Annotated in this window: 17 protein-coding genes; 14 read left to right on the plus strand and 3 right to left on the minus strand. The window is 63.1% G+C overall.

The window, feature by feature from the left end; genetic code table 11:
• The first annotated feature begins 18 nt into the window (after positions 1-18).
• The 5 genes from E1748_RS07845 (at position 19) to E1748_RS07865 (ending at position 6,532) form a co-directional block, all read left to right on the plus strand.
• Entirely contained in the window at positions 19-1,419 is a 1,401-nt protein-coding gene (locus E1748_RS07845; RefSeq protein WP_133646534.1) for an MmgE/PrpD family protein, read from the plus strand.
• The gene (locus E1748_RS07850; protein ID WP_133646535.1) at positions 1,416-2,210 is read left to right on the plus strand and encodes an HpcH/HpaI aldolase/citrate lyase family protein; all 795 of its coding nucleotides are present in this window, start codon (positions 1,416-1,418) and stop codon (positions 2,208-2,210) included. Before E1748_RS07845 ends, E1748_RS07850 begins: the two co-directional genes overlap by 4 nt.
• Positions 2,211-2,349: 139 nt before the next feature.
• Positions 2,350-3,240, plus strand: coding sequence for a LysR family transcriptional regulator (locus tag E1748_RS07855; protein WP_133647290.1), 891 nt, complete (start codon positions 2,350-2,352; stop codon positions 3,238-3,240).
• A 284-nt stretch (positions 3,241-3,524) separates the two neighbouring features.
• A complete protein-coding gene (locus tag E1748_RS07860) occupies positions 3,525-4,922 on the plus strand; it encodes an MFS transporter (protein ID WP_133646536.1) in 1,398 nt (465 codons plus the stop codon).
• Between the two features lie 269 nt (positions 4,923-5,191).
• Positions 5,192-6,532 (plus strand): Fic family protein, encoded by a 1,341-nt coding sequence (locus E1748_RS07865; protein ID WP_240766396.1) that lies wholly within the window; start codon positions 5,192-5,194, stop codon positions 6,530-6,532.
• Between the two features lie 154 nt (positions 6,533-6,686).
• Here the strand turns inward: E1748_RS07865 and E1748_RS07870 are convergent, their stop codons facing one another.
• Both E1748_RS07870 and E1748_RS07875 read right to left on the minus strand, forming a co-directional pair.
• Positions 6,687-8,843 carry a phosphocholine-specific phospholipase C gene (locus E1748_RS07870; RefSeq protein ID WP_133646538.1) on the minus strand — a complete coding sequence of 719 codons (2,157 nt, stop codon included), beginning with the start codon at positions 8,841-8,843 and terminating at the stop codon, positions 6,687-6,689.
• A 57-nt stretch (positions 8,844-8,900) separates the two neighbouring features.
• Positions 8,901-9,302 (minus strand): hypothetical protein, encoded by a 402-nt coding sequence (locus E1748_RS07875; RefSeq protein ID WP_133646539.1) that lies wholly within the window; start codon positions 9,300-9,302, stop codon positions 8,901-8,903.
• A 646-nt stretch (positions 9,303-9,948) separates the two neighbouring features.
• Between E1748_RS07875 and E1748_RS07880 the strand changes: the two genes are divergently transcribed.
• The 9 genes from E1748_RS07880 (at position 9,949) to E1748_RS07920 (ending at position 23,684) form a co-directional block, all read left to right on the plus strand.
• Complete coding sequence (locus E1748_RS07880; protein WP_133646540.1) at positions 9,949-11,691, plus strand: serine hydrolase; 1,743 nt, start codon at positions 9,949-9,951, stop codon at positions 11,689-11,691.
• 87 nt (positions 11,692-11,778) lie between these two features.
• A complete protein-coding gene (locus tag E1748_RS07885; protein WP_133646541.1) occupies positions 11,779-12,111 on the plus strand; it encodes a hypothetical protein in 333 nt (110 codons plus the stop codon).
• A gap of 945 nt (positions 12,112-13,056) precedes the next feature.
• Positions 13,057-14,082 (plus strand): tetratricopeptide repeat protein, encoded by a 1,026-nt coding sequence (locus E1748_RS07890; RefSeq protein ID WP_166653517.1) that lies wholly within the window; start codon positions 13,057-13,059, stop codon positions 14,080-14,082.
• Positions 14,083-14,350: 268 nt separating this feature from the next.
• On the plus strand, positions 14,351-15,346 hold the full coding sequence (locus E1748_RS07895; RefSeq protein ID WP_133647291.1) for an aldo/keto reductase: 996 nt from the start codon (positions 14,351-14,353) through the stop codon (positions 15,344-15,346).
• A gap of 161 nt (positions 15,347-15,507) precedes the next feature.
• Entirely contained in the window at positions 15,508-16,053 is a 546-nt protein-coding gene (locus E1748_RS07900) for a glutathione peroxidase (protein ID WP_133646543.1), read from the plus strand.
• Positions 16,054-16,105: 52 nt separating this feature from the next.
• The gene (locus tag E1748_RS07905) at positions 16,106-18,067 is read left to right on the plus strand and encodes an amylo-alpha-1,6-glucosidase (protein ID WP_133646544.1); all 1,962 of its coding nucleotides are present in this window, start codon (positions 16,106-16,108) and stop codon (positions 18,065-18,067) included.
• Positions 18,068-18,221: 154 nt separating this feature from the next.
• Positions 18,222-20,963 (plus strand): MGH1-like glycoside hydrolase domain-containing protein, encoded by a 2,742-nt coding sequence (locus E1748_RS07910; RefSeq protein WP_240766404.1) that lies wholly within the window; start codon positions 18,222-18,224, stop codon positions 20,961-20,963.
• 152 nt (positions 20,964-21,115) lie between these two features.
• A complete protein-coding gene (gene zwf / locus E1748_RS07915) occupies positions 21,116-22,681 on the plus strand; it encodes a glucose-6-phosphate dehydrogenase (RefSeq protein WP_133646545.1) in 1,566 nt (521 codons plus the stop codon).
• Positions 22,682-22,907: 226 nt separating this feature from the next.
• The gene (locus E1748_RS07920; RefSeq protein WP_133647292.1) at positions 22,908-23,684 is read left to right on the plus strand and encodes an ROK family protein; all 777 of its coding nucleotides are present in this window, start codon (positions 22,908-22,910) and stop codon (positions 23,682-23,684) included.
• 13 nt (positions 23,685-23,697) lie between these two features.
• Here the strand turns inward: E1748_RS07920 and E1748_RS07925 are convergent, their stop codons facing one another.
• Complete coding sequence (locus E1748_RS07925; RefSeq protein ID WP_133646546.1) at positions 23,698-24,507, minus strand: DUF72 domain-containing protein; 810 nt, start codon at positions 24,505-24,507, stop codon at positions 23,698-23,700.
• Between the last annotated feature and the right edge of the window lie 84 nt (positions 24,508-24,591).

Consider the following 24,591-nt stretch of genomic DNA (forward strand, 5'->3'; position numbering starts at 1 on the left):
CTATCTGGAGATCCAGCGATGACCGATCATCCGAGCCGCACGCTCGCGACCTTCGCAGCCGAACTGCGCTTCGATGCGATTCCGCCGCACGTCGTCGAGCGCACGGTGAACCTGTATGTGGACTGGCTCGGCTCAACGCTTGCGGGTAAGGGTGCGCGGCCGGTCGAGAGCATCGCGCGGTTTGCGCGCGCAGCGGGAGCAGGAACGGGTCCTGCCGAAATACTCACTGACCGCACACACGCGACGCCGTATTTCGCAGCGATGGTCAACGCAGCCGCATCGCATTTTGTCGAACAGGACGACGTGCACAACGGCTCGGTGTTTCATCCAGCGGCGGTTGTGTTCCCGGTCGCGCTCGCGCTTGCGCAGGCCACGCGCGCATCGGGTCGCGAGTTCATCGCTGCGGCGGTCGCGGGCTACGAAGTCGGCATCCGCATCGGCGAGTTTCTCGGGCGCTCGCACTACAAGGTGTTTCATACGACGGGCACAGTCGGTACGGTCGCGGCGGCGGCGACTGCGGGCAGGCTGCTCGGCCTCGCACCGGAGAGGATGCTCGACGCGTTCGGCTCGGCGGGTACGCAGGCGAGCGGCCTGTGGGAATTCCTGCGCGACGCGGCCGATTCGAAGCAACTCCACACCGCGATGGCGGCAGCGAACGGCCTGATGGCGGCGACGCTCGCCGCCGACGGCTTCAAGGGCGCGACGCACATTCTCGAAGGCGCGCAGGGCATGGCGGCGGGGATGTCGACAGATGCGGATCCGGCGCGGCTCGTCGACCAGCTCGGCGAACGCTGGGCGACCGTCGAGACGTCGTTCAAGTATCACGCTGCATGCCGGCACACGCACCCGGCCGCCGATGCATTGCTCGCGGTGCTCAACGAACACGGGCTCGATGCGGACGACATCGTCCGCGTGACGGCGCGCGTGCATCAGGGCGCGCTCGACGTGCTCGGCCCCGTGCACACGCCGACGACCGTGCATCAGGCGAAGTTCAACATGGGCACCGTGCTTGGTTTGGTCGCGTATCGCGGCCGCGCGGGCGTGAACGATTTCGAGCGCGATTTCTCGGCCGCCGACATCGTCGCGTTCCGCGACAAGGTGCAGATGACGCTCGACGATGAAGTCGATCGCGAGTATCCGGTGCGCTGGATCGGCAAGGTGAGCGTGCTGACGCGCGATGGCCGTGAATTGCACGGACGCGTCGACGAGCCGAAGGGCGATCCGGGCAACACGCTGTCGCGCGGTGAGATCGATGCGAAGTTCCGGCAGCTTGCGGCGTTCTCGGGAGCGGCGACGGAAGTGGAAGTGTCGCTGTTGCTCGATGCGGCGTGGAATGTCGCGGCTGCTTCGCATCTCGGACCGCTGTTCGACGGCACGCGTCAACGTGTTGCAGCGGAAACCGCGAGCGCTACCGCATGACCGCGCGCTCGTACCTGTTCGTGCCGGGCAACCGGCCGGAGCGCTTCGAGAAAGCGCGCGCAGCCGGTGCCGACGCGGTGATCCTCGATCTTGAGGACGCGGTGCCGCCCGATGCAAAACCCGCCGCGCGCGCGACCGTGCTCGCGCACGTCGGCGCCGCGCGGCCCGTGTTCGTACGTATCAACGCAGCCGACACGCTATGGTTCGCCGCCGACGTCGCCGCGCTCGCCGGCCATCCGGGCGTCGCGGGTATCGTGTTGCCGAAAGCGGAATCGCGCGAACAGATCGGCGCGGTCGTGGCGCACGCGCATGCGCAGCTCGTCGTGCTGCCGATCGTCGAAACCGCGGTCGGGATCGCGCGCATCGCAGCGCTGTGCGAAGCGCCGAACGTGCCGCGCGTGCTGTTCGGCACGCTCGATTTCCAGATCGATCTGAACCTCGAAGGCGACGGCGACGAGCTGCTGTTCTTCCGCTCGCAGATCGTGCTCGCGTCGCGGCTCGCGGGCATCGATGCGCCGGTCGACGGCGTGTCCACTGTACTCGACGATCCATCCGCGATCGAAGCCGAAACGCGCCGCGCGCGGCGTCTCGGGTTCGGCGGAAAGCTGTGCATCCACCCGAAGCAGATCGACGCGGTACATCGCGCGTTTGCATGGACCGACGACGAAAAAGCATGGGCCACGCGCGTGCTCGCAGCCGTGCAGACGAGCGGCGGTTCGGCTATCGCGGTGGACGGCAAGATGGTCGACATGCCGGTGATTCTCAAGGCGAGGCGGATTCTGGACCGCTGACGCTTCCCCTCGCTCCGGTCAGGCACAACCGCAACCCATGCGACGTTCCCGACCCTCCAGTTCGCAACCGGTTAATATCGATGACCGCCGCTTGATAGCGGCATCTCGCGGCATCGTGACCGCTGCAATCTGGACCGCCATGCACGTCGATTTCGTCGACCTGACGCTCATCGTCACCCTCGCCGACACGAAGAACCTCGCGCGCGCCGCCGAGCGATGTCACCTGTCGCCGCCGGCCGCGAGCACGCGCGTGAAGAATCTCGAGGAGGACCTGGGCTTTCGTCTGCTGTATCGCACGAGCCAGGGGATGACGCTCACGCCTGCGGGCGAATCGTTCGTGCGTCACGCGCGCTCGGTGCTCGAGCGCGTCGAACACCTCGCCGCCGACATGCAGGACTTCGGCGAAGGCATCAAGGGCCACGTGCGGATCTGGGCCAACACGACCGCGATCAGCGAATTCCTGCCGACCGTGCTGAGCCAGTTCCTGCGCGACCATCAGGACGTCAACGTCGAGCTGCGCGAAGTGCTGAGCGGCGAGATCGTCAAGGGCGTCGCGGACGGCGCGACCGATATCGGTATCGTCGCCGGCAACGTCGACGCGGGCCACCTCGAAATGCTGCCGTATCGCGACGACCGGCTCGTGCTTGTCGCGTCGCCGGATCATCCGTTGGCGCAGCGTGCGTCGGTCGATTTCGCGGAAACGCTCGACGACGATTTCATCGGCCTGCCCACATCGAGCGCGATTCACTCGTTCATCACGATCGCCGCGAACGCGCTCGGACGACGCATCAAGCTGCGCATCCAGGTCGGCAATTTCGAGGCCGCGTGCCGGATGATTGCGGCGGGTGTCGGGATCGGCATCGTGCCGGAATCCGTCGCGCAACGGCATACGCAGACGATGCGTATCGCGCTCGTCCGGCTCAACGACGCGTGGTCCGAACGCAAGCTGAAAATCTGCGTGCGCAGCCTCGCCGATCTGCCGCAGTTTTCCCGCACGCTGATCGATATGCTGGTGAGCGACGCGAGCTGACGGACGCTACACGCGCCGTTGTTCGCGAAATCCGCTGCGGTGTACGAACACATAAGCGAACGCAAACGCGCAAATGTACGAATGCACAGGCAACCACACCCGCATCTCCCTCATTCGCACCCTTCGAACAAGCCCTTCCAAAAAAGCAAATTCCGCTCGGCTTTTGACGGGCGCAAGCTCCGGTAACAAACCGTTCCTCGACACCATCCAGTCCGCTCCCCAGTGCCCCGCAAGAGGACATGCGCGCCGGACGGTGCCGTCGATAGAACTAACCGGAGACACATTTGGCTATCGTCAACTCGGGCGCTCGCCTGGACCGGCTGCCCATCAGCCGTTTTCACTGGAAAATTCTCGGACTGATCGGCGCGGGCGCGTTCCTCGACGCGTTCGACATCTACCTCGCCAACGGCTCGCTCGCCGCGATGGTGAAGAGCGGCTTCACCGATCTGCGGCTCGGCTCGTTCTTCATCTCGGCGACGTTCCTCGGGATGATGATCGGCGCCGGGTTGTCCGGCTATCTCGGCGACCGGTTCGGCCGACGCTACTCGTATCAGGCGAATCTCGCGATCTTCGGTCTCGCGTCGCTGGCCGCGTGCTTCGCGCCGAACATCTACTGGCTGATTCTGCTGCGTTTCGCGATGGGCGTCGGGCTCGGTGCGGAACTGGTGGTCGCGGCGGGCACGCTGTGCGAATTCGTGCCGCCTGCATCGCGCGGACGCTGGACGTCGCTGCTCGCGCTGATCGTCAACTCGGGACTGCTCGGCGCGACCGCGATCGGCTACTGGGTGATTCCGCATCTCGGCTGGCGCTACATGTTCGCGATTGCGGGTGTTGGCGCGATCGTCGTGTGGGTGCTGCGGCACCGGATGCCCGAATCGCCGCGCTGGCTCGAAACCGTCGGCCGTCTCGAAGAGGCGGAGGCTACCGTGTCCGCGATCGAACGCGAGGTGGCCGCGCGCGTCGGCACGTTGCCGCCGGTTGCGCATGTGGTTAGCCACGAGGCGCCGAACGCGCCGTTCTCGGCGCTGTTCGCGCGCGGCATGCTGAGCCGCACACTCGTCGCCGCGCTGACCTGCATGGCGATCAACATGTCGCTGTACGGCTTTGTCGCGTGGCTGCCGACGTTCTTCGTGAAGGAAGGGCTCACGATCGTGCAGTCGCTCGGCTTCGTGTTGCTGATGTCGTTCGGCGCGCCGGCGGGGGCAGTGCTCGGCTACTTCGCGGCAGACCGGATCGGCCGGCGCAATGGCCTCGTGCTGTTCTCGATCATCACGATCGCGCTCGGCTACGCGTACGTGCAGATGCGTGCGCCGGCGGCGATCTCGATCACCGGTTTCGCGCTCGTCACCACGATCTATACGGTCTGCACGCTCGGGCTGTTCATCTACATCCCCGAACTGTTCCCGACGACGCACCGGCTGCGCGGCACGGGTCTCGCGGGCACCTGCGGACGTGCTGCGTCGATGTCGACGCCGTACGTCGCGATCGTGCTGTATACGCATTTCGGTGTGACCGGTGTGGTGACGATGGTGAGCGCGGTGCTCGCGTTGCTCAGTGTCGCGATTCTTGCGCTACGGATCGAGACGAGTCAGTTGACGCTGGAGGCGATTTCGCCGGGGATTGGGGAGCAGGGTGGAGCGGGTGAGCGGATACGGGTGGGGGAGGCGACGGCGGTGCAGTGAATCATGACGCCGCTATGACGTAGCCCTCGCTGGGACAGAGACCTCGGCCGCGCCTGAAAACCAGGCGCGGCCGAGGTTTTGTACTTTCAAACCTCTTGGAACTGATTAGCCGAGACGAAGTACGTTGGCAGCTCGCGAAAGTGACCGCGTCCCGTGAATCAGCTCACGCCAGTACCTCGAATGAGCTGATTCCAGGCCGATTGAGCTGATTTGAGCTGATTTGAGCTAATATGAGCCGATACTGATTCGATGCGGAGCACGCGATGCCCATGAAAGACGACATCCTTGCCGTGCTGAGCCGGGAAATTGTGCAGGGAAACCTTTGGACCAGTTCCTCGGAACTTGCCGGCAAGCTTTCGGCCAGTTGGTCCACCGTTAAGCGTCATCTCGATCTTTTGGTGCAAAGCGGTGAGGTTCTGCGGGAAGGTAAGGCGCGCGCTACGCGCTACCGGATTGCCGCGGCTCCGCCTGCTGCTGCTCCAACGCTCATCTCCTCAATGTCGGGCACGGGGCCTGTGTGGTCAGCGGAAAGTCAGACGCTACGAAACCTGCTATCCCGCCCGCTTGCTGCGCGTGACGTCGTGACCTACCAGCGTCGCTTCGTGGACGACTACGTACCCAACCAGAGTTCGTTGCTGCCAGAAACACTCGCGGCGACGCTGGCTGAAGAGGGGCGCATGAAAGGTCAGCAGCCTGCGGCCACGTACGCACGCAAGGTGCTGGAACCTCTGCTCATTGACCTGTCCTGGTCGTCTTCGCGCCTGGAGGGGAATCGCTACACGCTGCTGGCCACGGAAGAGCTGTTCAGAAGCGGTGTCGCCGGCGGCGATATGGATGCGGTCATGTTGCTCAACCACAAGGCGGCCATCGAGTTCCTTGTGGATGCGGCGCCCGAATACGGCCTGATCACCGCTCTTGTCCGCAATCTGCATGCTGTCCTGATGCGCGATCTTCTCGCCGATGCCGATGGGCTAGGCAGCATTCGCCGGAAGGTCGTTAACATCAGCGACACGGCATACATTCCGACGCAGGTGTCTTCGCTGCTCGAGGAAATGTTCGAGCACATTGTCGAGAAAGCACGGCAGATCAAGAACCCCGTGGAATCGGCGTTTTTTCTGTGGGTGAACCTGGCGTATCTGCAGCCATTCGAGGACGGCAACAAGCGGACGAGCCGGCTATCGGCCAACATCCCGCTGATGCTGTACAACTGCGCGCCGCTGTCGTTTCTCGATGTCGATGCCGGGGACTACGCATTCGCGATGATGGGTGTTTACGAATATCGGAACGTGGCTCTGGCCGTCGATCTGTTCGAGTGGGCGTATCGGCGTTCGATCAGAAAATATGCGGTCACACTCGAAGCGATGGGTGTTCCGGATCCGGTGCGACTGCAATTTCGCGAAGCCTTGAATGAGGCGATCGGCAGCATCGTTCGCGATCGCAAGACTTTGGGCGAAGCTGTCGCGGCCTTGTCCCTGCCCGAGGAGCAAGTCGACGTGTTCCAGTCGTTGCTCGATGCCGATCTGCGCACGCTGGGTCTGCACAATTGCGCGCGCTACAGGTTGACGTTGGGACAGACCCGTCAATGGATCGAAGCAGGACGGCCGCAATAGCTACGCGGTCTCGTTGGGCTCTCGCTTGAGAGCGTATTTCGCACGCAGCAACGGAAAGCCACAAAAGAAAACCCCCCGGACGCATCACCCATCCGGGGGTTCATCGACAGCCACAGCAGCGCCAGGCGCCGCCGATCTACCACATCACATCACATCACGACAGCGTCGTCACCGGCGCAACCGCAGCCGGATCGCTGATGCTCGGCCGACCATTCTCAACGTGCCCCGCGATGCGGCGCGAGAACGTCGCGTCGTCGTGGCTCGTCACCGTCAGGTCGTACCAGTGATGGCTTGCCGCCAGCACCCACGGTTCCTCGATCGTCAGGCCTGCCGGCACCAGCACCGTCCGCGGACGTGCGCCGTATGCGTTGTCGGAGACCGTCAGACGCGCGATGCCGCCGCCCTTGTTGCTGAGCTTCAGGAACACGTTGCCGTTCGCGACGTCGTACTGCACCTTGATCTCCGGCACCGGCGCACCGCCCAGCAGACCGAGGATGCCGCCGCCGTGCGAGGCCGCATGCGCCGCATTGCCGGCGAACTTGCGCACGAAGCCGTTCGGGCCGAACACCTCGAACGCGTACACGCCGTTGGTCGTCGACAGGTCGTACGTGTCGTTCAGCGACTTGCCCGCTTCGACCGTATAGCGCCACGGACCGTCGGTGCGGTTCGTCCCGTACACGTAGAAGTGCGCGCCCTGATCGCCGGTGTTGCCGAAGTCGATCGTCAGCGTGTTCTGCTTCGCATCGACATGGCCGTTCACGTGCAGCTCGTACGGCAGCGCACGTGCGAAACGGATGCCGGGCTCCTGCGCGTCGATCTGGCTGGGCGTCGGCGAGGTCGGCACGGTCGGCTTCGGATTCGCCTTGCACTGCTGGTCGGCCATGCTCATGTAGTTGCTCGTGTCCGGCAGCGGCGGGATCTTCGCGTCCGGCGTGCGGAAGTCGAATGCGGACATCAGATCGCCGGAAACCGCGCGACGCCATTGCGTGATGTTCGGCTCATGCACGCCGAAACGCGCTTCGATGAAGCGGATCACGGACGTATGGTCGAACACCTGCGAGCACACGAAACCACCCTTGCTCCACGGCGACACGACCGTCATCGGCACGCGCGGTCCGAGACCGTACGGCAAGTTGTCGACGGTGTACGTACCCCCGCGACCGGCCGGGTTGATCACGTTGTGGATTTCGCCTTCGACGCTCACCGTCGACTTGCCCTGCGTGCTGTTCGCGGGCGCTTGCGGCGGCACGAGGTGATCGAAGAAGCCGTCGTTCTCGTCGTACATGATGAGCAGGACGGTCTTGCTCCACACCTCGGGGTTCGACGTCAGCGCCTCGAGAATCTGCGACGTGTATTCGGCGCCGTACGCGGGCGTGTAGCTCGGGTGCTCCGAGTACGCGGCCGGCGGGCACAGCCACGACACCTGCGGCAGATTGTTCGCGAGCACGTCGTTCTTCAGATCGGCGATCGTGCGAACCGTCTGCGCGCGTTCGTACAGCGCGGAGCCCGGCTGCGCGTTGATGAAGTTCGTGAAGTTCTGCAGGATGTTCGTGCCGTAGTTGCCGTTCAGCGGATCGGAGCCCGTCAGACCCTGCTGATACACCTGCCACGAAATGCCGGCGGCCTGCAGACGTTCCGGATACGTCGTCCACGACAGCAGCTGGTACTTCGGCGGACCGTCGTTATCGACGTAGTCGTTGTTGTCGAGGAGCGGACCACCGAGCGTGCCCGTCGGATCGACCATGCCGGTCATCAGATATGAACGGTTCGGGTGCGTCGGACCGGGCATCGAACAGAAGTAGTTGTCGCAGACGGTGAACGCATCGGCGAGCGCGTAGTGGAACGGGATGTCGCTACGCAGGTGGTAGCCCATCGTCATGTCCGTCTTGTACTGCGGCCACTGGTTGTGCGCGCCGTTGTTGATCGCGTAGTGCGTCGGGTACCAGTTGTGGTCGAGATCGCCGACGCACTGCGCGCTCGTGGTCTGCGTGTTCAGATGGAACGGCAGCACGGGCTTCGTCGGATCTTCCTTCGACGGCTGATACCACACCGGATTGCCGCCCGGCAGCGGGATCGGGAAGCGATCGTTGTAACCACGGACTCCGCGCATATGGCCGAAGTAGTGGTCGAACGAACGGTTCTCCTGCATGAACACGACGATGTGCTCGACATCGCGGATCGTGCCGGTGCGATGGTTCGCAGGCACGGCCAGCGCGTTGCGGATCGACTCCGGCAACGCGGTCATCGCGGCAGCGGCACCCGCCGACGATGCTACGGTTTGAAGGAAACGACGACGGCTATTCGAGGTCATTGCTTATCACCTTCTTCTCGGGGGGAAAGAGCGCGCGGCGGACGCGCACGGTAGTTATCAGTAGCTGTCGTCTCCGGGCGCGGCGTGGATCACCGGCGTGACCTGCTGGCTGTCGGCGGCAAGGCTCGCCACGACGCTCGCAACAGGATTGTCCGCGATGGAGTCAGGTAATGCCGAGGTTGCGCTTGCGGCTTGTGTTGAAGCGGTCATGCCGATGTTCGCGGCGGCACCCGCGGACACTTCCTGGTGAGGTGTGATTGCCGCGCCCGGGCCGGGCTGGATTACGGCGGCGGCCTGGGCGAAGCTGTTCGCTGCGTCGTGTTTGGGGGCGGTGGCGTTTGAAGCGCTAGTGCCTGCGTTGGCGGATGGTGCTTCGTCGGGTCCGCAGGCAGTCAATGCAAAAGCGGTCAGCGTCGCAAGCGCGGCAGCGGCCACGCGCGAAAGAGCGTCTCCGTTCATCGGGGGCATCCGTTTGATATCGTGTGTTACCGAAGCAGTCGGGGTGTGCGCATGAAGTCTCCACGTCGTTGAAGAAGAAATTGTGAAACGTTTGCGTGCGGGTGGAGATTGGGATTTTTCGTTTGTTAGTCGAAAGAAAATAGAAAGTTAATGGGAAGAATGGGATGCGTTTTCGTGAGGTTGTCGCGTGCTGGACATGCGGGCGACACGCTTGAGAAACGTGCGCACAACCGTCGAGATTCACCTGATTTTGAACTTCGTTCGCTTAACCTTGGACTCGGCACTGCCGGCCGGGCAAAGTAAAGGAGCGCAATTACTTTCGGGGAGGCTAGCATCCGGCGAAACGGAATAGGACGAAGGAGGGAGCGCGACGAGGCCATGAAACTGGGTTGGCTCGGTTCGGCCAGCAACTGCCTTTCGACATCAACGCATAAATCCCCGACCACTTCAGCGGATCAATATCCAGAGCATCTATATCGCTAGAATATTCACCTATCCACATACTCGCCTGAGTCTCTCCTGGTGCTCCGTAAGATGCGGGGCTATCGGGTCATCTTTCCACTGTCGCCAGATCACAGGCTGTTTGCGTCGGAATCGACGCCCCTCCTCAATCGTCAGCTTGCGGAGGAACAAGGGAGCCATTCGAATGACAAACACCGTGCCCGAACATCTCGACACCCTCGTCCGCGAAGTGATGGAGGAATGGCAGGTCCCCGGCTTGGCACTGGCGATCACACAGGACGGCGAGGAGGATCAGGTCAGAGCCTATGGACTGCGCGATGTGGAGGCTGGCTTGCCCGTCACGGGAGATACTCAGTTCATCCTTTGCTCGGTCACCAAGTCCTTCACGGCGCTCGGTCTGGCGATGCTGGTCGACGAGGGACGTCTAGATTGGCACAGGCCGGTACGCGACTATCTGCCGGAGTTTCGCCTACATGACGCGATCGCGACGGAGCGCGTCACCATCATCGATCTGCTTTCTCATCACACCGGATTGCCGCGTCACGACTGGATCTGGATGCCTGCCGACACTTCGCGCGCCGAGATGCTCGCAGCGCTGCGCTATCTCGAGCCGAGCAAAGACATTCGAACGGCCTATCAATATTGCAACCTTGGTTATGTTGCGGCTGGGGCGGTCGCCGAACGGATCTCTGGCCAGACTTGGGAGGATTTCACGCGGGAGCGGATCATGACGCCGCTCGGCATGGTCAATATCGGTTTTTCAGACACGGAGCTGGAGCGCGCCTCCGACAGCGCGCGTCCTTATATCCTGCATGATCAGGAGAAAGCAGGCGAATTCGTGCGCATGCGCGCGCGGCTCTGGCCGATCGCCGATACGCCAGCGGGTGGGATCAATGTTGCTGCGTCTGACATGGCGCGATACATGCGCTTGTATCTTGCCGACGGCAAGATCGATGGCACACCGCTCGTCTCCTCTGCGCGGCTGAAGGCGCTCTACCAGCCGCGCGTCTATACCGGAAAGTCGCACTTCGCCGAAATCGGCGAGAGCCATTACGGGCTTGGCCTCTCTACCCATCACTACCGCGGCGAACGGGTCATCAGTCATTCCGGCGGCTGGATCGGCTGGAGCACGCTGATGTCGCTTGTGCCCGAGCGGCGCTTCGGCGTCACGGTGCTTATCAACCGAGGCGGCAGTCCCGTCACCGAAATCGTCACGAATGCGATCGTCGATCATCTTACGGGTAAGGATGAGATTCCCTGGTTTGATCGTCACCGCGAGTCGCGGCGCGCCCATGTGGCGCAACGGCCGCTCGATGTCGCAGCAAAGCGCGCGTCGCGGCGGACCGATGCGCCGAGCCGGCCTCTGGGCGAATACGTCGGGGATTATGTCCATCCCGCCTACGGCCGCGTAGCGATCGAAGCGGCGGGTGACGCGCTCATGTTTCGCTATCGTGGCATGTCGGGCGCGTTAATCCATCGTCACTACGACGCGTTCGAACTCGACGAGCAGCCGGAAACGCTGTGGCCAGACGGCGTTGCCGTGACATTCGCCTATGACCGCGAGGGGCGGATCGATCGCCTCCTGACACCACTCGAGCCCAATGTCGCGGATATTGTGTTTGACCGCGGTGCCTCAGGTGAAGCGCTCGACGCAGCGTTTCGCCAAGCCTGTGTCGGCACCTACCGAGGAGGCGCGACTGTGCACGTGGTCGCGATCAACGCTGACGGCGAACTCACGATCTCACCGACCGGCCAGCCGACATATCGTCTCGATCCTTATGGTGAGCGTGTCTTCGCAGTTCGCGAGCTGAAAGGCTACCGCGTGGAGTTTGTTCGCGACGAGGGTGAGGCTGTAACGAAGATCATCTTCCGCCAGCCCAACGGAACCTTCCTGGCGCAGCGAGAGGTCCGCGCCGGGTCGAACTGAGCCCAACACCCCCGTAGCGGTCGGCCAGGTTGAGACGTTCGACACATACACACATAAGACCTCGCTCCGCGCCGAGGAACTCACATAATGAACGGTATCTGGGACTGGATTTCGATATTCACGAACGAGTCCTTCTTTGTCTTGATGGATCTGGCCCGGAACCATGGCGTGGAATTGACCGCGTTGATTTATGGCGGTGGCTGGCTAGCCGCAATTGTGGCCCGCTGGCTCGGGCGGCTGGTTGACGCGATCAGACGAAATTCAGGTACTCATGAGGCAATCGATTATCGCGCGTTGATTATCCGAAAGCAGGAAAGCAACGTACCGGAAGATCGGGAACCACTGCATATCCATAGCCCCAGTAGCTGGTGGGCGAGACTCATGATCGCCATTGCGATTGTCATCGTGAGCACAGGCTGACACTGGCACCAGCAATGGAGCGGAACAGGTTCAGATCGAACAAACACAACTCGAACGGATGCCGCCCGTCATGTTGGATTGCATATCTACAGCGAGCTACGGGCCGTGGAACCCGACGTTCTTTCCGGGAGGATTAAAGGCTCGTCTGATCCAGGGCTGAACGCGATCGAGAAAGAAATTGACCGCTATCCAGGTGCTCAGAATCAAAAGGACCAGAGTTTCGGTGACGCGAGGCTACTTGATAGATTGATGGATTATCAAGGGACGCTCCTCTTGATCGCGATGTCTAAACGCGGATTCACCCTCGTCGGAGGACCGTGCGCGTGACCTTGAGGATATCCGGCAAGAGAAGTCGGATATCGAAAAATATCTTAGATAGTCGTGCCTTCAAGATTCGCTTCGTATCTCCTCTTTGACAGGAAGGATGCAATGCTTTTTCGTGGGGTTATCTTGCGCTGGACATACAGCAGACACGCGCGGGAAACAGACGCTCAATCGTCGAGATTCACCTGCCTTTGAACTTCGTTCGCTTAACCTTGAGCGCTGCGCTGCGCTGCGCTGCGCAGTCGGTCGAGCGAAGCAAACGAGTGCAGATATTTTCGGCCAGGCCAGCAGTCGGCGACATGGGGCAGGACGACGCAGGGAGAGTGAAGAGGCCGCGAAACCGGGTGGGCTCAGTTCAGCCAATAGCCGACGTTCGACAGACAGGCCAGGTTCGTCGACAATCGTCGGGCTGGGGTGAGCGAACAGCAAAAGTGCGCCAACCGGGGGACTAATATGATCTTGCGGAAGAGATTGGCAAATTGGCTGCTAGTCGCAGTGACTGCTATTAGCGGATGTGCACACGTTCAGAACAACGGTGCAGGTAACTCCTCCACCCAGGTGAAAACTGAGCATCTCGACGCTGGCCCCGACACGGAAGTACTACGCGGGCTTCTGTACACGATGGGCCCATCGAAGGATTACGGCAAGGCACTCGCCCTGTTCCGTCAGGCGGCCGGCCAGGGAAATGCGGGCGGCGAATACAACCTGGGGCAATGCTACGAGCTGGGCCACGGAGTAAAAAAGGATGAGACGGAAGCCGTGCTTTGGTATCGGAAAGCAGCAGAACAGGGATTTGTTCTTGCCCGAGCGCGCATCAGGCAGATGGTCGCTAATGGCCAGCTCAAACCTGTTGACGACAACCAAAGCGGACCGTGGTGGCGAGGGCTCGTGCAGCAATCGGAGAGCGAGTCGCTGTCATTCTCGCGAGCCTATTTTGCCGCCGCTCAACGAGACGCAGATGCTGAACTGGAACTGGGCATCGATTACCTGACCGGCATGGGCGTGGCGAAGGATCGGACGCAGGCAACGTACTTATTTCAGCAAGCTGCTGAACAAGGCCAGATCGAAGCGCGGTGCCTTGCCGCCGCAATCTCGGCCTCAGATGATGACTGGGCCATTCCTGCGGAAATGAAGCAAGCCGCCGATCTCTGCCTGAACGCAGCTAACCACGGGAACGTGGACGCGCAACTCGTTCTCAGCACCTTCTACACGACGGGGCGAGGTGTCCCGAAGGATGCTGTCCAGGCTGCTTTCTGGCATCGGAAGGCGGCTGAACAGGGACAGCGCGATGCGGAGTTCAGGCTCAGCTACGATTACAAGCATGGGGATGGTGTTAAACAGGACGAAGAGCAAAGCCTGATCTGGATGCGCAAGGCCGCTGAACAGGGAGACCCGACGGCAATGATGTCTCTTGGGATGCAGTCGTCCCTTGCCCATCTCACCGGGGAAAAAGATCCACTCGGCAATCCAGAGCTCGCAAAGAAATATCTGGACCAGGGTGCCGAATATGCAAGCGACTCGGAGCGGGAATTGCTCCCGAATATGTGGGCCAGTCGTGCGGAGCAAGAAAGGCAACGGCAATTTGGCAAACAATTGGGCCGGGCTTTAGCTCCCGCATTGAAAGCGATGGGAGTAGACGGCCAGTGACGTTGTGGGTTCGATGGCCCTCCCTTGTTCGTCAGGTTGCGCGCTGAGCGTGTGCTTGCAAAGGTCTGTTGCGGAGCAACTCCAACGGCAACCCTGGGTCGACAGCAATATCGCGCGGCGGTGTACGCGCAAACACCGCTTCTGAACGATTCCGCACCGCGTGGCATCATCGACGTTCCTGATCATGAACAACGCCGCCGGCACCGATGCAGAGCACTCATCGAAGCGCCGGCGACGTAACATCGCAAACCAAAGGAAAGGCAATCACATGACGCTTTCGAAGCGAAAATTCGGTCGTACCGGCTGGGATGTATCGGAAATCGGTTTTGGAGCATGGGCGATCGGCGGCTCCTGGGGCGATGTCGCTGAAGACGACGCCAGGGCCGCGCTAAACGCCGCGCTCGATATCGGCGTCACCTTCATCGACACGGCTGACGTCTATGGCGACGGCCGTTCAGAACGGATCATCCGGGACGTGTTGCGGCAACGAGGCGGCGAGCGTCCCATGGTCGCCACCAAGCTTGGGCGCCGGCTCGATCCTCATGTGACGAGTGGCTATACGAACAAGCGTGAGCTTGAAGCTTTCATCGACCGAAGCCTTTTGAACCTGGGCGTCGATACGCTCGATCTGGTGCAGTTGCATTGCCCGCCGACGGAGGTTTATTACCATCCCGAGGTATTCGGTGCGATGGACGATTTTGTCGCTGCCGGCAAGATCCGGTTCTACGGTGTGTCGGTCGAAAAGGTCGAGGAAGCGCTGAAGGCGATCGAGTATCCCAATGTGGTTTCGGTGCAGATTATCTACAACATGTTCCGTCAACGGCCTGCCAGCTTGTTCTTCCGCGAGGCGCAACGGAGAAACGTCGCCGTCATTGCGCGCGTGCCTCTGGCGAGCGGCATGCTCACGGGCAAGATGTCCACGGATTCGACGTTCGCTTCGGACGATCATCGTGCGTTCAATCGCCATGGCGAGGCGTTCGACGTCGGCGAGACGTTCTCCGGCGTGCCCTATGACATCGCGTTGAAAGCAGTCGACGAACTGCGCGGCCTTGTACCGGTGGACGCCTCCATGGCGCAGCTGGCGCTTCGCTGGATTCTCATGGAAGACGCCGTCTCCGTCATCATCCCGGGCAGTAAAAATGCGGCCCAGGCGGCGTCGAACGTTTCGGCTGCGAATCTTGCGCCACTGTCCGACGAGGTGATGCAACGCGTCCGTGACGTCTATGAACGCCACATCGCACCTGAAGTCCATCAGCGTTGGTAAAACGTCTCGAAGCGGTGGACACCGCTTCTGAACGATTCCGCGCAGCGTGGCATCATCGACGTTCCTGATCGTGCCGCGCGACCTGCGCGCGCAGCCACGATCCCCAGCGCGCACGCCGGACTCCTCCAGCACCGCGCTCCTTCACCCCAAGAGGACAAAACATGAGTGACGCAATCTACGACATCCCGGTACGTTCGATCGACGGCGCGGATCTGACGCTCGGCCAGTTCAAGGGCAAGGCGCTGCTGGTCGTCAATGTCGCGTCGAAGTGTGGGCTCACGCCGCAATACGAGGGGCTCGAAGCGCTGTACGAACAGAAGCGCGCGGCGGGTCTCGAAGTGCTCGCGTTTCCGGCAAACGATTTCAAAGGCCAGGAGCCCGGCAGCGACGAAGAGATCAAGGACTTCTGCAGCACGACCTACGACGTGACATTCCCGATGTTCTCGAAGATTTCGGTGGTCGGTGAACAGCAGCATCCGTTGTATCGCGCGCTGACCGCCGCGCAGCCGGCCACGTCCGGCGAGGGTCCGTTCCGCGAACGTCTGAAGGGTTACGGCATTGCGCCGAACCCGGCACCCGACGTGCTGTGGAACTTCGAGAAATTCCTCGTGAGCCGGGATGGTCGCGTGGTCGGACGTTTCGCGCCGGACGTCACCGCCGACGATCCGCGTCTGCTCGAAGCGATCGACGCGCAACTGGCGAGCTGAGCGAACGCGAGCCCGCCGCCGATTCCGTCCGCTTCATCGCCGAGGTCAACCGATGACACGCATCGAAGCCCCCATCGCCGCACCACACCTGCAGGATGAATGGCTCGAAGCCGACGGCCTCGGCGGTTTCGCGTCGGGCACCGTCGGCATCGCGCGCACGCGTCGCTATCACGCGTTGCTTTGCGTGCAGACCCCGGCGGGCCGCATCGTGCTCGCGAACGGCGTCGAAGCGTGGCTCGACGCGGACGGTCAGCGTGTCCCGCTGACGATGCAGCGCTACGCGCCCGACGTCGTCTATCCGGACCTCACCGGCAATTTTCTCGGCTTCGATACCGAACCGTGGCCGACGTGGCGCATTCGTGTCGATGCGGACACGACAGTCGTCGCCGAGATTTTCGTCGCGAAGTCGAGCGGCGAGACCGTGCTGCGCTGGAGCATCGACGCATCGACTGATTCAACGCAGAACACCGCACGAACGCTTCGACTCGAAGTACGCCCGCTGCTATCCGGCCGCGACTATCACACGCTGCATCACGAGAATCCCGCATTCGATTTCACCGCGCACGCGGACGGCGAACGGATCGCGTGGCAACCGTACGGCGGCCTGCCCGCGATCGTCGCGTCGACCAACGGCACGTACGCGCACGCGCCGGACTGGTATCGCAACTTCTGCTACCTGCGCGAGCGCGAACGCGGCCTCGACTGCATCGAAGACCTCGCAACGCCCGGCGTGTTCTCGTTCGATCTCGCCGCCGGACCCGCAACGATGATCCTGCGCGCGGAGCCCGGAGGCACGCAGACAAACACGCAGACAGAGACCCACGAGACAACCCAACGCGCCGACGCACTCGCTACCACCGAACACACACGCCGCGTAGCCACCGCATCACGGATGCAACGCTCAGCCGACGCCTACGTGATCGCACGCGGCGAAGGCCGCACGATCGTCGCGGGCTATCCGTGGTTCACCGACTGGGGCCGCGACACGTTCATCTCGATGCGCGGCTTGCTGCTCGCAACAGGCCGCTACCAGGAAGCCGAGTCGATCCTGCTCGAATGGGTCGGCACGCTATCGGAAGGCATGCTGCCGAACCGCTTTCCGGACGGCGGCAGCGCGCCCGAATACAACTCGGTCGATGCATCGCTGTGGTTCGCGGTCGCGGTCCACGACTATCTGGCGACGGGCAGCGCATCCGATGCAACACGCGATCGCCTGCAGCACACCGTCGATGCAATCCTCGCAGGCTACACAGCCGGCACGCGCTTCGGCATTGCAGCCGACGACGACGGCCTGCTGCGCGCGGGCGTGCCCGGCGTGCAACTGACCTGGATGGACGCGAAAGTCGACGACTGGGTCGTCACGCCGCGCATCGGCAAGCCGGTCGAAGTGCAGGCGTTGTGGATCAACGCGCTGCGTATCGCGTCCGCATGGAACCCTGCGTGGCAGGCACCGGCCGCGCGCGCGACGGATGCGTTCCTGCAGCGCTTCGTCGATCCGGCGGGCGGCGGCCTGTTCGATGTCGTCGATGTCGATCATGTGGCGGGCACCGTCGATCGTGCGTTGCGTCCCAACCAGATCTTCGCGGTTGGCGGATTGCCGTTCGCGTTGCTCGAAGGTGCGGTGGCGCGCGCGGTGGTCGACCAGGTCCATGCGCATCTGCTTACGCCGCTCGGTCTGCGCACGCTCGCGCCATCCGATCCCGCGTATCGCGGCCGCTATGCGGGCGATCGTCGCGAGCGCGATGGCGCGTATCACCAGGGCACCGTGTGGCCGTGGCTGCTCGGTCCGTTCGTCGAAGCGTGGCTGCGTGTGCACGGCACGAGCGACGTGAGCCGTGCGGAAGTGCGCGAGGGCTTTCTCGCGCCGCTGATCGCGCATCTCGACGAGGCCGGGCTCGATCACGTGTCCGAAGTCGCGGACGGCGATGCACCGCATACGCCGGGCGGCGCACCGTTCCAGGCGTGGTCGCTCGGCGAACTGCTGCGCATCGAGCGGATGCTCGCCAAGCCCTGAGGCGCGGGCCGGGCCGCTCACGCAAAGCAACCAGCAAGCAATTCGCACCCGCGTTTAACGCACTGCACAAAGACGCACCCACGCGCAAACCGCGCTACGATGTGTGTCCCGATGCCAGGGGCAAGCCAGAGGCAACCCAGAAAAAAGGATCTTCATGCCACCGCTGCGCGCCGCCAATCTGCTCGACACCATCGAAGGCTCCCGCCTGCATTCGCACGAATGCGCGCGCTGGCAGCGCTGGGGACCGTACCTGAGCGAACGTCAGTGGGGCACGGTCCGCGAGGACTACAGCGAGAACGGCACCGCGTGGGACTACTTCCCGCACGATCACGCGCGCAGCCGCGCGTATCGCTGGGGCGAGGACGGCATCGCGGGATTCGGCGACGATACGCTCAGCTGGTGTGTGTCGCTTGCGCTGTGGAACCGGCGCGATCCGATCCTGAAGGAACGCCTCTTTGGCCTGACGAACTCGCAGGGCAATCACGGCGAGGACGTGAAGGAGCTGTACTTCTACGTCGACGGCACGCCGACTCACTCGTACATGCGGATGCTCTACAAGTACCCGCACGCCGCCTTCCCCTACGACGACCTGATCCAGGAAAACGCGCGGCGCGGCGCGGACATGCCCGAGTACGAGATCCTGGACACCGGCGTGTTCGACGACGACCGCTATTTCGACGTGCAGGTCGAATACGCGAAGCACACGCCCGAAGACATCGTGATGCGCGTGACGGTGGAGAACCGCGCGGACGAAGCCGCATCGATCGACGTGCTGCCGCAGATCTGGGCCCGCAACAAGTGGTCGTGGAAAGGGCTGAAGAACAAACCGTCGCTGACGAAAAGCCACTCGAAGCACGGCGCAACCGAACTGATCGGCGACGACCCGGACCACGGGACGATCATCGTCACCGCGTGGACCGGTACCGGGACCGGCACCGGCAACGCCCCCGAACCCGACTGGCGTTTCTGCGAGAACGAGACCAACGTGCGGCGTCTGTTCGGCGCACAAGGCGAGGGTCCGTTCAAGGATGGCTTCAACGACTGGATCGTCGGTGGCGATGCGAATGCGGTGCGTAGCGACATGGGCACGCGCGCGGCGGCGCACGTGCCACTCGAACTCGGGCCGCACGGTCGCGCGGTGATCTATCTGCGCTGGCGGCATGACTCGACCGAAGACGATCAACCGCTCGACGCCGATGCATTGTTCAAACAGCGTATCGCCGAGGCCGACGGGTTTTACGCAGCGTTGCAGCACGAAATCCCGAATGCCGATGCGCGGCTCGTGCAGCGTCAGGCGCTCGCGGGGATGCTGTGGTCGAAGCAGTACTACCAGTTCGATGTGCAGCGCTGGCTCGACGGCGACCCTGCGCAACCGGCGCCGCCGGCCGCCCGCAAGCGCGGCCGCAACGCGGACTGGCGGCATCTGTGCAACGGCGACATCGTGTCGATGCCGGACAAGTGGGAGTACCCGTGGTACGCGTCGTGGGATCTTGCGTTCCATGCGGCCGCGTTCGCGCTGATCGATCCGGCGTTTGCGAAGCGTCAGTTGCTGCTGCTCGTGAAGGATCGTTACCAGCATCCGAACGGACAACTGCCCGCATACGAATGGGCGTTCGGCGACGCGAATCCGCCGGTGCACGCGTGGGCCGCGTGGCGCGTGTACGAGATCGATCGCGCGCTGACCGGCAAGGCCGACCGCGATTTTCTGGAGCTCGTGTTCCACAAGCTGCTGCTGAATTTCTCGTGGTGGGTGAACCGCAAGGACGCCGACGGCCGCAATATTTTCCAGGGTGGTTTTCTCGGGCTCGACAACGTCGGTATCTTCGACCGTTCGTCGCCGCTGCCTACCGGCGGTCACATCGATCAGGCCGACGGCACCGCATGGATGGCCGCGTACGCGCTCGACCTGATGCGCATCGCGCTCGAACTCGCGGTCGCGAACCACGTGTTCGTCGACATCGGCGTGAAGTTCTTCGAGCACTTCCTGTACATCGCCGAGGCAGTGAGCAGCGACGACGACTGCGAAACCGGCCTGTGGGACAGCGCCGACGAATTCTTCTACGACAAGCTACGGCTACCCGACGGCACGAGCATTCCGATGCGCGTCCGTTCGATCGTCGGGCTGATTCCGATGTTCGCGGTACACGTGCTCGAACAGCGCCTGCACGGCGACCTGCCCGGCCTGCGCGACCGGTTGGTGTGGTTCCTCGAGCATCGTCCGGATCTGGCGCGGCTCGTCTCGCGCTGGAACGAACCGGGCAAGGGCAACGCGCTGTTGCTGTCGCTGCTGCGCGGCCACCGGATGAAAGCGCTGCTGCGCCGCACGCTCGACGAAAGCGAATTCCTGTCCGATCACGGCGTGCGCGCGCTGTCGCGCGTGCATCGCGACCAGCCGTTCGAGTTTCGTCACGACGGCCAGAGCTTCTGCGTGAAGTACCTGCCGGCCGAATCGGATTCGCGCGTGTTCGGCGGCAATTCGAACTGGCGCGGCCCGGTGTGGATGCCGGTCAACTACCTGCTGATCGAATCGCTGTACGAATTCCATCGCTATTACGGCGACGATTTTCGCGTCGAGTACCCGACTGGCTCGGGACAGAAGTTCTCGTTAAGCGAAATCGCCGACGAACTCGCGCGCCGCGTGACGACCCTGTTCCTGCGCAACCGGGACGGCTTGCGGCCGGTGATGGCCGCATACCCGCTGCTCGAAGCGGACCCGCGTTCGCAGGACCTCGTGCTGTTCCACGAATACTTTCACGGCGATAACGGCCGCGGCGTCGGCGCGTCGCACCAGACCGGCTGGAGCGGGCTCGTCGCGCTGCTGCTGCAACCGCGGATGGCGGGCGTGTCCGGCAGCGTGCCGAACACGGCCGGCGCGGATATGGCGGCGATGAAGTAACCGCGAGGCACACGCAGGCACGTGCAGGCACGCGCCATGCAACGGAGAGCGACGGAACGTCGCGCCGTTCCATGCGGATTGTTTTGAACTGTCCGGGTTCGGGCGCTGTCTTTCCTGTACCGCTTCGTTCGACTCTTCTTCAGGCGAAACCCATGACGACTACTCCGAACGCAACTGACTCCGCCGCTGCCACCACGCCGGCGCCCGCTGGAAAACATCCCGCCCCGCCGTGCACGCTCGTGATCTTCGGTGCAGCCGGCGATCTGACCAAACGTCTGCTGATGCCCGCGCTGTACAACCTGTCGGTGGATGGGCTGCTCGATCCGGGCATGACGATCATCGGCGTGAATCACGGCGAGCAGGAAACCTCCGCGTGGCGCGACGATCTGAAACGCTCGCTCGACCAGTTCGCCGCCGACAAGGCCAGCACGTTCCACGCCGGCAAACTCGACGACGACGCATGGAACCGCATCGCGAAGCGAATGCAATATATGGCCGGCGAGTTCGAAACCGACGATACGTTCACGAAGGTCAAGCAGCAGCTCGACAGCGCGGGCGGCGGCAACGTTATCTTCTATCTCGCGGTGGGCGCGCGCTTCTTCGAGCCGATCGTGCAACGGCTCGGCAAGGTTGGGCTGTTGAAGGAAAGCGACAACGCGTTCCGACGTATCGTGATCGAAAAGCCGTTCGGCACCGATCTCGCGTCGGCGCGCGAACTGAACGCGCAGCTCCTCAAGTACGCGCAGGAATCGCAGATCTACCGGATCGATCACTTTCTCGGCAAGGACACCGTGCAGAGCATTCTCGCGGTGCGTTTCGCGAATGCGCTGCTCGAACCGGTGTGGCGGCGTGAGTACATCGATCACGTGCAGATCACGGCGGCCGAAACGATCGGCGTCGAGTCGCGCGGCAAGTTCTACGAGCAGACCGGCGCGTTCCGCGACATGGTGCCGAACCATCTGTTCCAGCTGCTCGGCATGGTCGCGATGGAGCCGCCGAATTCGTTCGACGCCGAGAACGTGCGCGACAAGAAGGCCGAGATTTTCGATGCGATGAAGCCGCTGCATCCGGACGACGTCGTCTTCGGCCAGTACGAAAAAGGACCGGCGGGCGCGGGATATCGCGAGGAACCGGACGTCGCGAAAGACAGCTCGACGGAGACCTACGCGGCTGCGCGTGTATTCATCGACAACTGGCGCTGGGCCGGCGTGCCGTTCTATCTGCGCACCGGCAAGCGGCTGGCCACACGCCGCACGGAAATCGCCGTGCAGTTGAAGCCCGTACCGTTCCGTCTGTTCCGCGACACGCCCGTCGATGCGCTGACGCCGAACGTGATGACGCTGCGGATCGATCCCGCGCACGGCACGACGTTCGATTTCAACGTGAAGGTGCCCGGCCCGGTGATGCAGATCGGCGCGGTGCAATCGACTTTCGATTATTCGAACTTCTTCGCGGAACGCGCGAACGTCGGTTACGAGACGCTGCTGTACGACTGCATGCTCGGCGACGAGACGCTGTTCCAGCGCGCGGATAGCATTGAGGCGACGTGGGCCGCCGTCGAGGACGTGCTGCATCCGAAGGGCGGCGCGGTGCAGGTGCACGGCTATCCGGCGGGCAGCGAAGGACCGAAGGAAAGCGACGCGCTGCTTGCGCGCGATGGGCGGGCATGGCGGCCGCTGGTGCAGGAGCCTGCTGCGAAGAAGCAGGATTCGAAGTGATAAACCGGTTAGACGACCGACTTCACACGAACGACCTTAAAGGGGACCTGGCGTGACGACTCGCAAGACAACGACCACTCGAAAAACCGTGCGCAAGACCGCTTCCACTTCCGGTGCGAAGGGGCGCACAACGGCGACTAAAACCGTTCACGCGTCGAAGACCGCGAAGACCACTCGCGCTGCCGCAAAGAAAGCCTCGCCCGCACGCGGCCGCAAGGCGGAACACATCCTCGCCGTCGACGTCGGCGGCACGGGGTTGAAGGCCGCGATCATCGATTCGCAGGGCAAGATGCTGACTGAGCGCGTGCGCGTCGCGACGCCGCATCCGTGCACGCCGGGGCAACTCGTCGATGCGCTGGTCGCGCTCGTGCAACCGATCATCGCCGCGTTCCCGCCGACGCAGATTTCGATCGGCTTCCCCGGCTTCGTGCGCAACAACCGCGTGCTGACGGCGCCGAACATCGGCGTCGACGGCTGGCACGACATTCCGCTTGCGTCCGCGTTTGCCGCGCGCCTGGGCGATCTGCCGGTGCGGATGATCAACGATGCGGAGATGCAGGGCTTCGCCGCGATCGAAGGCGACGGGATCGAGTTCGTGCTGACGCTCGGCACCGGTGTCGGCACGGCGATTTTTCGCGACGGCGAACTGATGCCGCACCTGGAGCTTGCGCATCATCCGGTCAGCAAGGGGCGTGCGTACGATCAGTACATCGGCGATGCGGCGCGCAAGAAGGCCGGCGTCAAGCGCTGGAATCACCGCGTCGAGAAGGTCATCGCGATTCTTTCGTCGCTCGTGAATTACGACAAGCTGTGGATCGGCGGCGGCAATGCGACGCGGATCACGTTCAAGCTGCCGCCGAACGTTGCGGTCGTGTCGAACGATGCGGGTATCGAGGGCGGCGCGAAGCTGTGGCATCCGCGTTCGCTGCGTGAGACGCGGCAGTTGCCGGATGCGAACCGCCGCTCCGGCGCGTTCGCTCATCCGAAGGCCGGAAAGGCGTGACGTCGACCTACCGCTAGCTCGACAACCTTTCGATCAACGCCATCGCCGCAGACGGATTGCTCGCTTTGTAGCCGCTGATCACGTACAGGTACACGTCGCGTGCGGTTTCCTTCGCGGGCGACTTGCCGAAGGTTTCGAGCCCTTCCGGCGTGCCGCCTGCTGCCCACGTGCGGGCACGGGCGGCCCATTGATCGAGCGCGCCCTTGTCGTAGCCGTGCGGGTGCGCTTCGTCGGTGCCCATGATCCGCGCGTAGACGAACGGCGCGGTGGCGTCGGCGATCTGCGGATACTTCGAATCGCCGGCCATCACGATCGCGACGCCGTACTTGCGCGCGAGCGCGACGAACGCATCGCACTGGAAGCTCTCGTGCCGCACTTCTACCGCGTGACGCAGCGTGAGTCCGTCGGCGCGCTTCGGCAGCAGGTCCAGAAAAGCGCAGAAGTCTTCTTCATCGAACTGCTTGGTCGGCGCGAACTGCCAGTTCACTGCGCCGAGCCGGTCGCGTAGTTCGAGCACGCCGCTCGAAAAGAACCGCTCGACCGATTCGCCCGATTCGGCGAGCACCCGTCGATGCGTCGCGAAGCGCGGCGCCTTCAGCGAGAACACGAAACCGTCCGGCGTTTCGTCGCGCCACTTCGCGAACGTCTCCGGCTTTTGCGAACCGTAGAACGTTCCGTTGATCTCGATCGACGTGAGCTTGCGGCTCGCGTATTCGAGTTCGCGTTTCTGTGTGAGACCTTCGGGATAAAACGTGCCGCCGCGCCACGGCTCGAACGTCCAGCCGCCGATGCCCGTCAGGATCCGGGCCTTTTTCGTTGCCATGAATGCCGCCTCCGTGTCCGTCGATGCGCTCGATGTGCGCTACGCCGGACAAGTGTAGCGAATGCGGCGCGCGCGAGCATGACC

Origin of the sequence: Paraburkholderia flava, from assembly GCF_004359985.1 — a bacterium.
Taxonomy (GTDB): domain Bacteria; phylum Pseudomonadota; class Gammaproteobacteria; order Burkholderiales; family Burkholderiaceae; genus Paraburkholderia; species Paraburkholderia flava.

Coding starts and splice junctions, on each gene's coding strand:
- E1748_RS07905 (WP_133646544.1), top strand. CDS start 16,106: ATGACACGCATCGAAGCCCCCATCGCCGCACCACACCTGCAGGATGAA.
- E1748_RS07910 (WP_240766404.1), top strand. CDS start 18,222: ATGCCACCGCTGCGCGCCGCCAATCTGCTCGACACCATCGAAGGCTCC.
- E1748_RS07895 (WP_133647291.1), top strand. CDS start 14,351: ATGACGCTTTCGAAGCGAAAATTCGGTCGTACCGGCTGGGATGTATCG.
- E1748_RS07885 (WP_133646541.1), top strand. CDS start 11,779: ATGAACGGTATCTGGGACTGGATTTCGATATTCACGAACGAGTCCTTC.
- E1748_RS07890 (WP_166653517.1), top strand. CDS start 13,057: ATGGGCCCATCGAAGGATTACGGCAAGGCACTCGCCCTGTTCCGTCAG.
- E1748_RS07845 (WP_133646534.1), top strand. CDS start 19: ATGACCGATCATCCGAGCCGCACGCTCGCGACCTTCGCAGCCGAACTG.
- E1748_RS07870 (WP_133646538.1), bottom strand. CDS start 8,843: ATGACCTCGAATAGCCGTCGTCGTTTCCTTCAAACCGTAGCATCGTCG.
- zwf (WP_133646545.1), top strand. CDS start 21,116: ATGACGACTACTCCGAACGCAACTGACTCCGCCGCTGCCACCACGCCG.
- E1748_RS07850 (WP_133646535.1), top strand. CDS start 1,416: ATGACCGCGCGCTCGTACCTGTTCGTGCCGGGCAACCGGCCGGAGCGC.
- E1748_RS07855 (WP_133647290.1), top strand. CDS start 2,350: ATGCACGTCGATTTCGTCGACCTGACGCTCATCGTCACCCTCGCCGAC.
- E1748_RS07925 (WP_133646546.1), bottom strand. CDS start 24,507: ATGGCAACGAAAAAGGCCCGGATCCTGACGGGCATCGGCGGCTGGACG.
- E1748_RS07865 (WP_240766396.1), top strand. CDS start 5,192: ATGAAAGACGACATCCTTGCCGTGCTGAGCCGGGAAATTGTGCAGGGA.
- E1748_RS07875 (WP_133646539.1), bottom strand. CDS start 9,302: ATGAACGGAGACGCTCTTTCGCGCGTGGCCGCTGCCGCGCTTGCGACG.
- E1748_RS07900 (WP_133646543.1), top strand. CDS start 15,508: ATGAGTGACGCAATCTACGACATCCCGGTACGTTCGATCGACGGCGCG.
- E1748_RS07880 (WP_133646540.1), top strand. CDS start 9,949: ATGACAAACACCGTGCCCGAACATCTCGACACCCTCGTCCGCGAAGTG.